Origin of the sequence: Streptomyces sp. NPDC127092 (assembly GCF_042722475.1) — a bacterium.
GTDB lineage: Bacteria > Actinomycetota > Actinomycetes > Streptomycetales > Streptomycetaceae > Streptomyces.
Window position 1 is genome coordinate 133728 of record NZ_JBHXFE010000018.1, and the last position, 13842, is coordinate 147569.

Consider the following 13842-nt stretch of genomic DNA (forward strand, 5'->3'; position numbering starts at 1 on the left):
GGAGGGCGTACACGTGAGCACTATCGACAAGACCGCGACCGTCCCCGCGCCGCGCGACGGCGACGACTACAACGGGCCGCTGCTCGAAGTCCGCGACCTGCACGTCGAGTTCCACACCCGCGACGGTGTGGCCAAGGCCGTCAACGGCGTCAACTACTCGGTGAACGCCGGTGAGACGCTGGCCGTGCTCGGCGAGTCCGGTTCCGGCAAGTCCGTGACCGCGCAGGCCATCATGGGCATCCTCGACATGCCTCCCGGCAAGATCCCGCAGGGCGAGATCCTGTTCCGCGGCCAGGACATGCTGAAGATGTCCAACGAGGAGCGCCGGAGGATCCGCGGCCGCAAGATCGCGATGATCTTCCAGGACGCGCTGTCCTCCCTGAACCCGGTCCTCTCCGTCGGCTACCAGCTCGGCGAGATGTTCCGGGTCCACCAGGGCCTGTCCAAGAAGGAAGCGACGGCCAAGGCCGTCGAGCTGATGGACAAGGTCAAGATCCCGGCCGCCAAGGCCCGGGTCAGCGACTACCCGCACCAGTTCTCCGGCGGCATGCGCCAGCGCATCATGATCGCCATGGCGCTGGCCCTGGAGCCGGACCTGATCATCGCGGACGAGCCCACCACGGCGCTCGACGTGACCGTCCAGGCCCAGGTCATGGACCTCCTCGCGGAGCTCCAGCAGGAATACAACATGGGCCTGATCCTGATCACCCACGACCTCGGCGTGGTCGCCGACGTCGCGGACAAGATCGCGGTCATGTACGCCGGCCGGATCGTCGAGCAGGCGCCGGTGCACGAGCTGTACGCGCGCCCGGCCCACCCGTACACCCGGGGTCTGCTGGACTCGATCCCGCGCCTGGACCAGAAGGGCCAGGAGCTCTACGCGATCAAGGGTCTGCCGCCCAACCTGCTGCGGATCCCGACGGGCTGTGCCTTCAACCCGCGCTGCCCCAAGGCCACCGACCTGTGCCACACCGAGGTTCCGGCCCTGGTGCCGGTCACCGAGCAGGACGGCGCCGAGCTGCCGGGCCGCAAGAGCGCCTGCCACTTCTGGAAGGAGACGATCCATGGCTGAGCTCAGCAAGAACGATGAGGCCGGGGCCGTGTCCGAGGCGGAGGCCGTAGCCGCCATCGAGGCGCCGATCCAGCGCGGCGAGCCGATCCTCCAGGTGCGCAACCTGCAGAAGCACTTCCCGCTGACGCAGGGCATCCTCTTCAAGAAGCAGGTCGGCGCGGTCAAGGCCGTGGACGGGGTCTCCTTCGACCTCTTCCAGGGCGAGACCCTCGGCATCGTGGGCGAGTCCGGCTGTGGCAAGTCCACGGTCGCCAAGCTCCTGATGAACCTGGAGCGCGCCACCGCGGGCGAGGTCTTCTACAAGGGTCAGGACATCACCAAGCTGTCCGGCCGCGCCCTGAAGGCCGTGCGCCGGAACATCCAGATGGTGTTCCAGGACCCGTACACCTCGCTCAACCCGCGCATGACGGTCGGCGACATCATCGGCGAGCCCTTCGACATCCACCCCGAGGTGGCCCCGAAGGGCGACCGGCGCCGCAAGGTGCAGGAGCTGCTCGACGTCGTCGGTCTCAACCCCGAGTACATCAACCGCTACCCGCACCAGTTCTCCGGCGGTCAGCGCCAGCGCATCGGCATCGCCCGCGGCCTCGCGCTCAACCCGGAGATCATCATCTGCGACGAGCCGGTCTCCGCCCTGGACGTCTCCGTCCAGGCGCAGGTCATCAACCTGATGGAGAAGCTGCAGGAGGAGTTCAACCTCTCCTACATCTTCATCGCGCACGACCTGTCGATCGTCCGGCACATCTCGGACCGCGTCGGCGTGATGTACCTGGGCAAGATGGCCGAGATCGGTACGGACACCCAGATCTACGACCACCCGACCCACCCGTACACGCAGGCGCTGCTCTCCGCGGTGCCGGTGCCGGACCCGGAGGCCCGCGCCAACCGCGAGCGGATCATCCTCACCGGTGACGTGCCCTCGCCGGCCAACCCGCCGTCGGGCTGCCGCTTCCGCACCCGCTGCTGGAAGGCGCAGGACAAGTGCGCCACTGAGGTCCCGGTGCTCGCGATCCCGGAGCGCTTCCGCGGGCAGGACACGCCCGCCGCGCACGAGTCCGCGTGCCACTTCGCGGAGGAGAAGGACGTCGTGCACGCGAGCTGAGCCGCGTGACGTGACCTGAAGGCCCCGGCACCCCAGGGGGGGAGCCGGGGCCTTCGTGTGTCCCCGGCACCCCAGGGGGGAGCCGGGGCCTTCGTGCGTCCCCGTCCGTTCATCCGGACGCCGTAAAAGTGCACTCCCCTCCGTATCGGGTGATATTGGGGCCTAAGTCACACAGAGGACATCGGGAGGCACTTCATGCGCGGAGCCACGCACGCCAAGTGGGCCGCACTGGCCACCGCAGTCGCCCTCGCGGCGACCGCCTGCGGTGGTGGCGACGACAGTGGCGGCGGGGGCGCGGACGGCGTCGTGACCTCCTCGTGGGGCGACCCGCAGAATCCGCTGGAGCCGGCGAACACCAACGAGGTGCAGGGCGGCAAGGTCCTCTCGATGATCTTCCGCGGGCTCAAGCAGTACGACCCGAAGACCGGCGAGGCCAAGGACATGCTCGCCGAGAAGATCGACACCACGGACTCGACGAACTTCACCATCACGGTCAAGGACGGCTGGACCTTCTCCAACGGCGAGAAGGTCACCGCCAAGTCCTTCGTCGACGCCTGGAACTACGGCGCCCACCTGAAGAACAACCAGAAGAACGCCTACTTCTTCGGCTACATCGAGGGCTACGACAAGGTCCACCCCGACAAGGGCGCGCCCAGCGCGGCGACCATGTCCGGGCTCAAGGTCACCGGCGAGCGGACCTTCACCGTCAAGCTGACGCAGAAGTTCTCCACCTTCCCCGACACCCTCGGCTACGCGGCCTTCTCCCCGCTGCCGCAGGCCTTCTACTCCGACCGCGCCGGCTGGCTGTCCAAGCCGATCGGCAACGGCCCGTACACCGTGGACTCCTACTCCAAGGGCTCCCAGATGGTCCTCAAGAAGTGGGACGGCTACCCGGGCACCGACAAGGCGCAGAACGGCGGCATCACCCTCAAGGTCTACACGGACAACAACACCGCCTACACCGACCTCGTGGCCGGCAACCTCGACCTCGTCGACGACGTGCCCGCCTCGCAGCTCAAGAACGTCTCCGCCGACCTCGGCGACCGCTACATCAACACCCCGGCCGGCATCATCCAGACCCTCGCCTGGCCCTTCTACAAGCCGGAGTTCAACAAGCCCGGCCAGGAGAAGCTGCGCACGGGCCTGTCGATGGCCATCGACCGCAAGCAGATCACCGAGACGATCTTCCAGAAGACCCGCACCCCCGCCAAGGACTGGACCTCCCCGGTCCTCGGCGCCGACGGCGGCTACAAGGAACTCTGCGGCACCGCCTGCGAGTACAACCCGACCGAGGCCAAGAAGCTGGTCGCCGAGGGCGGCGGCATCCCGGGCGGCACCCTGAAGATCTCGTACAACGCCGACACCGGCTCCCACAAGGAGTGGGTGGACGCCGTCTGCAACTCCATCAACCGCGCCCTCGGCAACAACAAGGCCTGCGTCGGCAACCCGGTCGGCACCTTCGCCGACTACCGCAACCAGGTCACCACGCAGAAGCTCGACGGACCCTTCCGGGCCGGCTGGCAGATGGACTACCCGCTCATCCAGAACTTCCTCCAGCCGCTGTACTACACGAACGCCTCGTCCAACGACGGCAAGTACAGCGACCCGGAGTTCGACAAGCTCGTGAACCAGGCCAACGCGGAGACCGACACCACGAAGGCCGTCGGACTCTTCCAGCAGGCCGAGGAGGTCCTCCGCGACGACATGGGGGCCATCCCGCTCTGGTACCAGAACGGCAGCGCCGGCTACTCCGACCGCGTGGAGAACGTGACGCTCAACCCGTTCAGCGTCCCGGTCTACGACCAGATCAAGGTCAAGTGACGCCGTAGCAGGTCGGCGGCGTACGGCCCGGCCCGCGGACCTCCGCGCCGGGCCGTAGGTCTTCCTTCAACCCCCGGAGCCTGACATGGGTCGATATGTGATCCGGCGGCTGCTGCAGATGATCCCGGTCTTCTTCGGCGCCACGCTGTTGATCTTCCTGATGGTGAACGTGATGGGCGACCCCATCGCCGGCCTGTGCGGCGACCGCCAGTGCGACCCGGCGACCGCCGCCCAGCTGAAGAAGGAGTTCGGCCTCGACAAGCCGGTCTGGCAGCAATACCTGACCTACATGGGCAACCTGTTCACCGGCGACTTCGGCACCGCCTTCAACGGACAGCCCGTCACCGAGCTGATGGCAGACGCCTTCCCGGTCACCATCCGGCTCACCATCGTCGCGATCTTCTTCGAGATCGTCCTCGGCATCACCCTCGGCGTCCTCACCGGCCTCAAGCGCGGCCACCCCGTCGACACCACGGTGCTGCTGCTGACCCTGATCGTCCTGTCCGTCCCGATCTTCGTGATCGGCCTGCTGGTCCAGCTCCTCCTCGGCGTGAAGTGGGGCTGGATCGACCCGGCCGTCTCGCCCGAGGCACCGTTCGACGAGCTCATCGTGCCCGGTCTCGTCCTCGCCTCCGTCTCCCTCGCGTACGTCACCCGGCTCACCCGCACCTCGATCGCCGAGAACAAGCGCGCCGACTACGTCCGCACCGCCGTCGCCAAGGGCCTGCCGCGCCGCCGGGTGATCACCCGCCACCTGCTGCGCAACAGCCTCATCCCCGTGGTGACCTTCATCGGCGCCGACGTCGGCGCGCTCATGGGCGGCGCCATCGTCACCGAACGGATCTTCAACATCCACGGCGTGGGCTATCAGCTGTACCAGGGCATCGTGCGCCAGAACACCCAGACCGTGGTGGGCTTCGTGACCATCCTCGTCCTCGTGTTCCTGCTGGCCAACCTGCTGGTCGACCTCCTGTACGCCGTACTCGACCCGAGGATCCGCTATGCCTGAGCCGCTCGACCCGTACCACGACGAAGGTGCCGCCATCGCCGCGACCGGCGCCGGCGGGCCGACCGACCTCGCCATGGAAGAGGGCGAGACGCTGGAGAAGAACCTCGACGGCGGCCCCGACGGCGGCCCCGACAGGAAGCCCCGCTCCCTGTGGTCCGACGCCTGGCGCGACCTGCGCCGCAACCCCGTCTTCATCCTCTCCGCACTCGTCATCCTCTTCCTCGTCGTCATCTCCATCTGGCCGTCCCTGATCGCCTCCGGAGACCCGCTCGACTGCGACCTGTCCAAGGCCCAGGAAGGCTCCCAGCCCGGCCACCCCTTCGGCTTCAACGGCCAGGGCTGCGACGTCTACACCCGTACGGTCTACGGCGCCCGCACCTCCGTCACCGTCGGCGTCTGCGCCACCCTCGGCGTCGCGCTCCTCGGCAGCGCCCTCGGCGGCCTGGCCGGCTTCTTCGGCGGCGCCTGGGACGGCTTCCTCTCCCGGATCACCGACATCTTCTTCGCCATCCCCGTCGTCCTCGGCGGCCTGGTGCTGCTGTCCGTGGTGACCAGCTCCACCGTCTGGCCCGTCGTCGGCTTCATGGTGCTGCTCGGCTGGCCGCAGATCTCCCGCATCGCCCGCGGCTCCGTCATCACCGCCAAACAGAACGACTACGTGCAGGCCGCCCGGGCCCTCGGCGCCTCCAACTCCCGGATGCTGCTGCGCCACATCACGCCCAACGCGATCGCGCCGGTGATCGTCGTCGCGACCATCGCGCTCGGCACGTACATCTCCCTGGAAGCGACCCTGTCGTTCCTCGGCGTCGGCCTGAAGCCGCCGACCGTGTCCTGGGGCATCGACATCTCCTCGGCCTCGCAGTACATCCGCAACGCCCCCCACATGCTGCTCTGGCCGGCCGGCGCGCTCGCCGTCACGGTGCTCGCCTTCATCATGCTCGGCGACGCGGTGCGCGACGCCCTCGACCCCAAGCTGAGGTAGCCGACCATGCTGCTCGAAGTGCGCGACCTGCACGTGGAGTTCCACACCCGCGAGGGCGTGGCCAAGGCGGTCAACGGCGTCAACTACTCCGTCGACGCGGGGGAGACCCTGGCCGTCCTCGGCGAGTCCGGTTCCGGCAAGTCCGTCACCGCCCAGGCCGTCATGGGCATCCTCGACATGCCGCCCGGGAAGATCACCGGCGGCGAGATCCGCTTCCAGGGCCAGGACCTGCTGACGCTCAAGGAGGACGAACGGCGGAAGATCCGCGGCGCCAGGATGGCGATGATCTTCCAGGACGCGCTGTCCTCCCTCAACCCCGTGCTCAGCGTCGGCGAGCAGCTCGGCGAGATGTTCGAGGTCCACAAGGGCATGTCGAGGAAGGACGCCCGCGCGCAGGCCGTCGAGCTGATGGACCGGGTCCGCATCCCGGCCGCGAAGGAACGCGTCGGCCAGTACCCGCACCAGTTCTCCGGCGGCATGCGCCAGCGCATCATGATCGCCATGGCGCTCGCCCTCGAACCCGACCTGATCATCGCCGACGAGCCCACCACCGCCCTCGACGTGACCGTCCAGGCCCAGGTCATGGACCTGCTCGCCGAGCTCCAGCGCGAGCTCAACATGGGCCTCATCCTTATCACCCACGACCTCGGCGTGGTCGCCGACGTCGCCGACAAGATCGCCGTCATGTACGCGGGGAAGATCGTCGAACAGGCGCCGGTCCACGAGATCTACAAGGCCCCCGCCCACCCCTACACCCGCGGCCTGCTCGACTCCATCCCCCGCCTCGACCAGAAGGGCCAGGAGCTCTACGCCATCAAGGGCCTGCCGCCCAACCTCCTCGCCATCCCGTCCGGCTGCTCCTTCAACCCGCGCTGCCCGCTCGCCCGGGACCGCTGCCGCACCGACGTGCCGCCGCTGTACGAGGTCACCGAATCGCCCGTGCCGCGCAGCAGCGCCTGCCACTACTGGAAGGAGTGCCTCCATGGCTGAGGCGATTCTCCAGGTCCGCGACCTGGTCAAGCACTATCCGCTGACCCAGGGCGTCCTCTTCAAGAAGCAGGTCGGCGCGGTCAAGGCGGTCGACGGCGTCGACTTCGACCTCCGCCAGGGCGAGACCCTCGGCATCGTCGGCGAGTCCGGCTGCGGCAAGTCAACCGTCGCGAAGATGCTGGTCAACCTCGAACGGCCGACCTCCGGCACCATCTCGTACAAGGGCGACGACATCACCAAGCTGTCGCCCCGGGCCCTGCGGGCCGTGCGCCGCAACATCCAGATGGTGTTCCAGGACCCGTACACCTCGCTCAACCCGCGCATGACCGTCGGCGACATCATCGGCGAGCCGTACGAGATCCACCCCGAGGTCGCGCCGAAGGGCGACCGCCGGCGCAAGGTGCAGGACCTCCTCGACGTCGTCGGCCTCAACCCCGAGTACATCAACCGCTACCCGCACCAGTTCTCCGGCGGCCAGCGCCAGCGCATCGGCATCGCCCGCGGCCTCGCCCTCCAGCCCGAGATCATCGTCGCCGACGAACCGGTCTCCGCACTCGACGTCTCCGTGCAGGCCCAGGTGGTCAACCTGCTCGAACGGCTCCAGGACGAGTTCCGGCTGTCGTACGTCTTCATCGCGCACGACCTGTCGATCGTCCGGCACATCTCCGACCGGGTCGGCGTCATGTACCTCGGCCGGATCGTGGAGATCGGCACCGACGCCGAGATCTACGACCACCCCACCCACCCCTACACCCAGGCGCTGCTCTCCGCCGTGCCCGTCCCCGACCCGGAGGCGCGCGAGCACCGCGAGCGGATCATCCTCGCCGGCGACGTGCCCTCGCCGGCCAACATCCCCTCCGGCTGCCGCTTCCGCACCCGCTGCTGGAAGGCCCAGGAACGCTGTGCGCTGGAGGTCCCGCTGCTCGCCGTCCCGGCCGTCTTCCGGCTCACCGACAGCCCGGCGAGGCACGACTCGGCCTGCCACTTCGCGGAGGAGAAGCAGGTGGTCCCGCCGGAGGAGCACACCGCGCCGGAGCAGACCCCGCTGCGCAAAGGGCCCGCCCTGCCCGAGGAGCCCACGCTGCCCGAGCAGCCCCACCCGCCCGAACAGCCCCACCCGCCCGAACAGCCTCCCCCGCCGGACGGGCCCACCCCGCCCGAAGCTCCCGACGTTCCTTAACACGCAGGCAACTCGACGGAATCGGCTCCGATATACGGACGCGGCAGGCTGCACAGCGTACGGCCGTGCGGGTGCCGTTGCACCGGCCGGGGCGCGCCATGTCACCCCGGCCGGTCACCCCGGCAGCCTGACTTGACGCACAAACCCCGCGCATATGCGGAACCGCTTGTTTCGGCCGATGGCGACCGTGAGTATCTGCCCCGTGACTGTGACACGAACGGCACGTCTCACCGGCGCCGCCCTGTGCGCCGCGCTCGCCCTCGTCGGCATCGTCTGGCTGCTGCGCGACCTCGCCGCCTTCGGGCCGACCACCGAACTGCTCTGGTACTGGGCCGGCGACCACGGCTTCCGCATCCACCAGACCGCCGCCACCACACTCGTCGACCCGCTGCTGCTCGTCGCCCACGTCGTCACCGCCGTCGTCGCCCTGCGCTCCCCGCTCGCCGCGCCCGCCCTCGCCGTCACCGGCCTCACCACCCTGGCACTGCGGCTGCCCGGACTGTGGGCCTCCGGCATCGAGGCCCTCGTCACCACCCTGCTCACCCTCGCCCTCGCCGGCGGGCTCGTCGTCACCGCCGCCGCCGGACGCCGCGACGACGGCAGCGGCCACGACCGCGGCGGCCACGCCGCCGGCGGCGAGCCGTACGGACCGGAACGGCCCCGCACCGGACCCGCCGTCACCGCCGGCATCCTGTGCGCGCTCGCCGGACTGATCTGGGCCGCCTGGGAGCTCCGCTGGGCGACGCTGCTGCCGGTCGAGTACACCGTCGGCCGCTACACCGGCGGGCGCTCCCTGATGCTGCCCACGCTCGCCGTCCCGCCCGGCTGGCTGAACGCCGTCTTCGTGCTCCTCCTCCTCACCGCCGCCGGAAGCGCCTTCGCCCGCGCCCGGCACACCCGGCCGCTCGGCCTGCTCGCCGGGCTCCTCCTCGCCGGCGTCGGAGCCGGCGGGACCGCGGCCGCCCTGCGCCCGAACTGGCACACGTACGTGCCCGAACTCGACCTCTACTCCGTCGCCTACGACCTCGGCTGCTTCTACGCACTGGCCGCCGGGCTCGCCGTCCTGCTCCTCCTCGGCCGCCCGGGGCGCCGCCGCCGGGTCCCGTACCGCCCCGCCGCCGCCCTGCCCCCGGCCCCGCCGGCGCGCCGCCCGCCCGGCTGGTGAGCGCTCGCCTCCGACCGGCGCCCAGGACCAGGACCTGTCGGCCCTGATCCGCCGGACAGGCCCTACCCCGTCAGCCCCAGCGACCTCCTGAGGAAGTCCACCTGGAGCAGCAGCAGGTTCTCCGCGACCTGTTCCTGCGGGGTCATGTGCGTGACGCCCGACAGCGGCAGCACCTCGTGCGGGCGGCCCGCCGCGAGCAGCGCGGAGGACAGCCGCAGGGTGTGCGCCATCACCACGTTGTCGTCGGCCAGGCCGTGCACGACCATCATCGGCCGGACCGGCTCCCGCGGATCCGTCAGACCGTCGTCCGTCAGCAGGGAGTTCGCCGCGTACACGGCCGGCTCCTCGTCCGGGTGCCCGAGGTAGCGCTCGGTGTAGTGGGTGTCGTAGAGCCGCCAGTCCGTCACCGGCGCGCCCACCACGGCCGCGTGGAAGACGTCCGGGCGGCGCAGCACCGCGAGACCGGCGAGATAGCCGCCGAACGACCAGCCGCGGATCGCGACCCGCCCGAGGTCCAGCGGAAAGCGCCCGGCCAGCGCGTGCAGCGCCTCGACCTGGTCGTCCAGCGCGAGCGTCAGGTCACCCCGGATCGCCTTCTCCCAGGCGGGGGAGCGGCCCGGCATGCCGCGCCCGTCGGCGACGACGACGGCGAAGCCCTGCTCGGCGAACCACCGCGACGTCAGATGCGGATTGTGCGCGGCGACCACCCGCTGCCCGTGCGGGCCGCCGTACGGGTCGAGGAGGACCGGCAGCGGCCCGTCACCCTCCCGCCAGGACGACGGCAGCAGCACGGCGCACGGGATCCGCCGCTCGCCCGCCTCGGTGAGCCGTACGTCCGCGGACAGCACGGGCCGCAGCGCGTGCGAGGCGACCTCCGCCACCCGCTTGCCGTCCCGCAGCACCCGCACCACGCTGCCCGGCGCGTCAGGCCGGGCCGAGGACAGCACGGTCACCGAGCCGGAGCGCACCGCCGCGTGCACGCCGGCGCCCTCCGACACCCGCTCCACGCCGTGCGGGCCGACCCGGTACACATGGATCTCACCCGTCTCGGCGGACTCGGCCGCCTCACCCGCCGCCGCCGAGATCAGGACATCTTCCGCACCCACGTCGAGGACCGCCCGCACCTGCAGCCGGGCGTCCGTGAGGACCCGGTCCCCGACCGCGAGGACCCGGGCGCCGCCCGTGTCCGCGATCCGCACCAGCTGCCCGTCCGCGGTCCACGCCGGCACCCCGCCGAACAGGTCGAGCCACACCGGGTCCTCGTCGACCCGCACGGCCTCCGTCGCCCCCGTGTCCGGGTCCACCGTCAGATACGCCTGACTCCGCTGGTCCCGCGCCTGGACGAGCAGCAGCGGGGCGCCGGCCGCCGACCAGTGGACCCGCGCCAGATAGGGGAAGGCGGCCCGGTCCCACAAGACCTCGGTGCGATTTCCGGACAGATCCACGACGAACAGCCGTACGTCCGCGTTAGCCGTCCCCGCCGCCGGGTACGCGACGGCCTGCGGCTCACGGCCCGGGTGCGCCGGATCCGCGATCCACCAGCGGTTCACGGGCGACTCGTCCACCCGTGCGACCAGCAGCCGGTCCGAGGACGGCGCCCACCAGAAGCCCCGGGCGCGGTCCATCTCCTCCGAGGCCACGAACTCCGCGAGCCCGTACGTCACCCCGTCCCCGTCCCCGTCCGTGTCCGGCTCCGGCCCTGCCAGCGCCCGGTCGCCCGAGCCGTCCGCGCCGGTCACCCGCAGCGCGCCGCCCGCCGCGTACGCGACCCACCGCCCGTCGGGCGACGGCCGCGGATCGACCACCGGGCCCGGCACCCGCAGCTCACGCGCCGTGCCGGCCCGCAGCTCCGCCACGAACAGCCGCCCCGACAGCGCGAACGCGGCCAACTCCACGGCCCCGTCTACCGCATAGCCCACGATCCCGGACGAGCCCTCCCGGCTGCGCTCCCGGCGGGCCCGCTCCTCCGGCGACAACTCCTCCTCGGCGCCGCCGAGCAGCACCGCCGGATCCGCCGCGAGCCGCTCGGCGCCCTCGTCGAGGTCGAGCACCCAGAGCCGGTGCGAGCGGTCCGTCCCCGAACCCGAGCGGAGGAACACCACCCGCCCGCCGTCCGGAGCGACCGCGAAACCGCGCGGCGCGCCGAGCGTGAAGCGCTGCGTCCGCGCGTACTGCCGGGGGAACGAGACCCGGGACGACTGCTGTTGGGGAGACGGCTGCTCCAGTGGCGAAGTCATGTGACCGAAACTAGCGTCCGTGCGCCCCCTCATGCCTCCGTACACCGATCGATGCGATCGCACGGATAGTTATGATCCGTAGCGCTAGGTGGGTATGCATCCACTGGCACATGCCATCCGAACGTCCGACCGATTTGTCCGACAGGCAAGTCCGACCGAAGAAGTGTGGAGGTGAACCGCCGTGGCACTCTCGATTTCGGTGGTTGTGCTGCTGGCGATCGTCGTCTTCCTTCTGATCAAGAAATCCGGACTCAAGGCCGGACACGCGGCGGTCTGCGCACTCCTGGGCTTCTACCTCGCGAGCTCGTCCATCGCCCCGTCCATCAGCACCCTCACCACCAACGTGGCGAGCATGATCGGCGGACTCAAGTTCTGACGGAGCCCTGACGGAGCCCTGAAGGAGCTGCGGCAGAGTTCCGACGGAGTTCCGGCCAAGGTCCGACCTGCCGCTCCGCCGGGGGCCCCGCCTCGTAGGGTGGGGCCATGACGGTTCTCCCAGCCCGTCGTCTGCTCCTGGTGCACGCGCACCCCGACGACGAGTCGATCAACAACGGCGCCACCATGGCCAGGTACGCGGCCGAGGGCGCCCTCGTGACCCTCGTGACCTGCACCCTGGGCGAGGAGGGCGAGGTCATCCCGCCCGCGCTCGCCCACCTCGCGCCCGACCGCGAGGACCGGCTCGGCGAACACCGCGTCGGCGAACTCGCCGCCGCGATGAAGGAGCTGGGCGTCACCGACCACCGCTTCCTCGGCGGCCCCGGCCGCTTCCGCGACTCCGGCATGATGGGCGCCCCGCAGAACCGGCGCGAGAACGCCTTCTGGAACACCGACGTCGACAACGCCGCCCCGTACCTGGTCGAGGTCGTCCGCGAGACCCGCCCCCAGGTCCTCGTCACCTACGACCCCGACGGCGGCTACGGCCACCCGGACCACATCCAGGCCCACCGGGTCGCCATGCGCGCCGCCGAACTCGCCGCCGACCCCGCGTACCGGCCCGAGCTCGGCCCGGCCCATGCCGTCACCAAGATCTACTGGAACCGCGTGCCGCGCCCGGTCGCCGAGGCCGGCTTCGCCCGGCTGAGCGCCGAGGGCTCCGTCTTCCCGGCCGACGCCACCATCGACGACGTGCCCGGAGTGGTCGACGACTCGCGCATCACGGCGGAGATCGCCGGCGACGAACGGTACGCCGCCCGCAAGAGCGCCGCCATGGCCGCCCACGTCACCCAAGTCGCCGTCGACGGACCCTTCTTCGCGCTCTCCAACAACCTGGCCCAGCCGGTCTTCACCACCGAGTACTACGAGCTGGTCCACGGCACGCCCGGCGCGCCCGCGGGCGAACGCGAGACCGACCTCTTCGCGGGCCTCGCCACGGATCCCACGGACCCCACCGCGCAGGAGAAGCACGCATGACCGGCCCGCGCAGCCGCGCCTCCGCCTCCGGAGCCACGCCCGCACCCGCTCCCCGGCCCGCGTCAGGAGCCGAACACGGCCACGCGCCCCTCACCCCGATCGCCCGATACGTCTGGTACGCGGCGCTCCTGGTGCTCGGCGCCCTCGTCGGCACCGCCGGCTCCCTCGTCCAAGCCGCCTGGTTCCCCGCTGGGTTGCTGCTCGCGCTGCTCGGCTCCGCCGCCCTCTTCTACGGCGCCCGGCGGGCCACCGCGAACCAGGTCGGCGTCGCCGCGGCCGGCGGCGGCTGGCTTCTCGCCGTCGTCCTGCTCAGCTTCGGACGCCCGGAAGGCGACGGTCTGTTCGGCGGCGGGCTCGGGGAGATGGTCTTCCTGCTCGGCGGCATGGCCGTCGCTGTGATGTGCGCCACGATGCACCGGCCGCTCCGACCGGCCCCGTGAACAGGCCGACTTGACGCAGGAGTGTCTTGACTTCGGACGGATTGCCCTTGGCGGATCCACGCCGGGTCGGGTGCGGATCGGCGGCGGCCAGTATGGTGGTGCGCGCCGCCGACCGCCCGGATCACCACGAGCATCAGCAAGAGCGGGCGGCGGAGCCAACCGGGAGATCCTGCTTTGAGTCGTGAAACTGGTCGAGAGACTGACAGTTCGTCCTCCGGCGCCCAGGCGCGCGGCGGGGCCGCGTACCCCTCGGGCACCCCGCCGTACGGTCTGCGCGGCGGTCAGGAGGCGGGCCAGGACGGTACGGGCTCCGTGCCGCCCGAGGAGCCCAAGACCGAGACCACGCTGACCACCCGTATCCGGATCAACATCCCGGGTTCGCGTCCGATCCCGCCCGTGGTCGTCCGCAAGCCGGTGGGCGAGGCCCAGGCGGC

Annotated in this window: 12 protein-coding genes and 1 pseudogene; 12 read left to right on the forward strand and 1 reads right to left on the reverse strand. The window is 70.7% G+C overall.

The annotated features are described in order from the left end of the window. The first annotated feature begins 13 nt into the window (after positions 1-13). The 8 genes from ACFWJO_RS17455 to ACFWJO_RS17490 all read left to right on the forward strand — a co-directional run bounded on the left by ACFWJO_RS17455 (position 14) and on the right by ACFWJO_RS17490 (position 9321). Positions 14-1072 carry an ABC transporter ATP-binding protein gene (locus ACFWJO_RS17455; protein WP_386865952.1) on the forward strand — a complete coding sequence of 353 codons (1059 nt, stop codon included), beginning with the start codon at positions 14-16 and terminating at the stop codon, positions 1070-1072. Further along, positions 1065-2174 (forward strand): ABC transporter ATP-binding protein, encoded by a 1110-nt coding sequence (locus ACFWJO_RS17460; RefSeq protein WP_386865954.1) that lies wholly within the window; start codon positions 1065-1067, stop codon positions 2172-2174. Before ACFWJO_RS17455 ends, ACFWJO_RS17460 begins: the two co-directional genes overlap by 8 nt. A 195-nt stretch (positions 2175-2369) precedes the next feature. Continuing rightward, the gene (locus tag ACFWJO_RS17465; protein WP_386865956.1) at positions 2370-3995 is read left to right on the forward strand and encodes an ABC transporter substrate-binding protein; all 1626 of its coding nucleotides are present in this window, start codon (positions 2370-2372) and stop codon (positions 3993-3995) included. Positions 3996-4080: 85 nt separating this feature from the next. Continuing rightward, positions 4081-5004, forward strand: coding sequence for an ABC transporter permease (locus ACFWJO_RS17470; RefSeq protein WP_384420116.1), 924 nt, complete (start codon positions 4081-4083; stop codon positions 5002-5004). Further along, complete coding sequence (locus ACFWJO_RS17475) at positions 4997-5986, forward strand: ABC transporter permease (RefSeq protein WP_386865958.1); 990 nt, start codon at positions 4997-4999, stop codon at positions 5984-5986. The genes ACFWJO_RS17470 and ACFWJO_RS17475 overlap by 8 nt, the downstream gene beginning before the upstream one ends. Before the next feature lie 6 nt (positions 5987-5992). Beyond that, positions 5993-6976: an ABC transporter ATP-binding protein gene (locus tag ACFWJO_RS17480; protein ID WP_386865959.1), complete on the forward strand. Its 984-nt coding sequence runs from the start codon at positions 5993-5995 to the stop codon at positions 6974-6976. Then, positions 6969-8156, forward strand: a complete 1188-nt coding sequence (locus tag ACFWJO_RS17485; RefSeq protein ID WP_386865961.1) for an ABC transporter ATP-binding protein — start codon at positions 6969-6971, stop codon at positions 8154-8156. Before ACFWJO_RS17480 ends, ACFWJO_RS17485 begins: the two co-directional genes overlap by 8 nt. A gap of 202 nt (positions 8157-8358) precedes the next feature. Continuing rightward, complete coding sequence (locus tag ACFWJO_RS17490) at positions 8359-9321, forward strand: hypothetical protein (protein ID WP_386865963.1); 963 nt, start codon at positions 8359-8361, stop codon at positions 9319-9321. 62 nt (positions 9322-9383) lie between these two features. Here ACFWJO_RS17490 and ACFWJO_RS17495 read toward each other — a convergent pair whose 3' ends face one another. Continuing rightward, positions 9384-11558, reverse strand: a complete 2175-nt coding sequence (locus tag ACFWJO_RS17495) for a prolyl oligopeptidase family serine peptidase (RefSeq protein WP_386865965.1) — start codon at positions 11556-11558, stop codon at positions 9384-9386. Positions 11559-11739: 181 nt separating this feature from the next. On the opposite strand from ACFWJO_RS17495, the gene ACFWJO_RS17500 reads away from it, so the two are divergent. The 4 genes and pseudogenes from ACFWJO_RS17500 to ACFWJO_RS17515 all read left to right on the forward strand — a co-directional run. Further along, positions 11740-11934: a hypothetical protein gene (locus ACFWJO_RS17500; RefSeq protein ID WP_128975920.1), complete on the forward strand. Its 195-nt coding sequence runs from the start codon at positions 11740-11742 to the stop codon at positions 11932-11934. Positions 11935-12041: 107 nt separating this feature from the next. Further along, positions 12042-12968, forward strand: a complete 927-nt coding sequence (gene mshB / locus ACFWJO_RS17505) for an N-acetyl-1-D-myo-inositol-2-amino-2-deoxy-alpha-D-glucopyranoside deacetylase (protein WP_386865967.1) — start codon at positions 12042-12044, stop codon at positions 12966-12968. Continuing rightward, complete coding sequence (locus ACFWJO_RS17510) at positions 12965-13408, forward strand: DUF6113 family protein (RefSeq protein ID WP_386865969.1); 444 nt, start codon at positions 12965-12967, stop codon at positions 13406-13408. The genes mshB and ACFWJO_RS17510 overlap by 4 nt, the downstream gene beginning before the upstream one ends. Positions 13409-13582: 174 nt before the next feature. Next, positions 13583-13842 (forward strand): annotated as a pseudogene (locus ACFWJO_RS17515) (hypothetical protein); the annotation flags it as partial.

Excerpts from the sequence above, each read along its gene's own strand:
- ACFWJO_RS17470 (WP_384420116.1), top strand. The coding sequence starts at position 4,081 with ATGGGTCGATATGTGATCCGGCGGCTGCTGCAGATGATCCCGGTCTTC.
- ACFWJO_RS17480 (WP_386865959.1), top strand. The coding sequence starts at position 5,993 with ATGCTGCTCGAAGTGCGCGACCTGCACGTGGAGTTCCACACCCGCGAG.
- ACFWJO_RS17510 (WP_386865969.1), top strand. The coding sequence starts at position 12,965 with ATGACCGGCCCGCGCAGCCGCGCCTCCGCCTCCGGAGCCACGCCCGCA.
- ACFWJO_RS17465 (WP_386865956.1), top strand. The coding sequence starts at position 2,370 with ATGCGCGGAGCCACGCACGCCAAGTGGGCCGCACTGGCCACCGCAGTC.
- ACFWJO_RS17495 (WP_386865965.1), bottom strand. The coding sequence starts at position 11,558 with ATGACTTCGCCACTGGAGCAGCCGTCTCCCCAACAGCAGTCGTCCCGG.
- ACFWJO_RS17460 (WP_386865954.1), top strand. The coding sequence starts at position 1,065 with ATGGCTGAGCTCAGCAAGAACGATGAGGCCGGGGCCGTGTCCGAGGCG.
- ACFWJO_RS17485 (WP_386865961.1), top strand. The coding sequence starts at position 6,969 with ATGGCTGAGGCGATTCTCCAGGTCCGCGACCTGGTCAAGCACTATCCG.
- ACFWJO_RS17475 (WP_386865958.1), top strand. The coding sequence starts at position 4,997 with ATGCCTGAGCCGCTCGACCCGTACCACGACGAAGGTGCCGCCATCGCC.
- mshB (WP_386865967.1), top strand. The coding sequence starts at position 12,042 with ATGACGGTTCTCCCAGCCCGTCGTCTGCTCCTGGTGCACGCGCACCCC.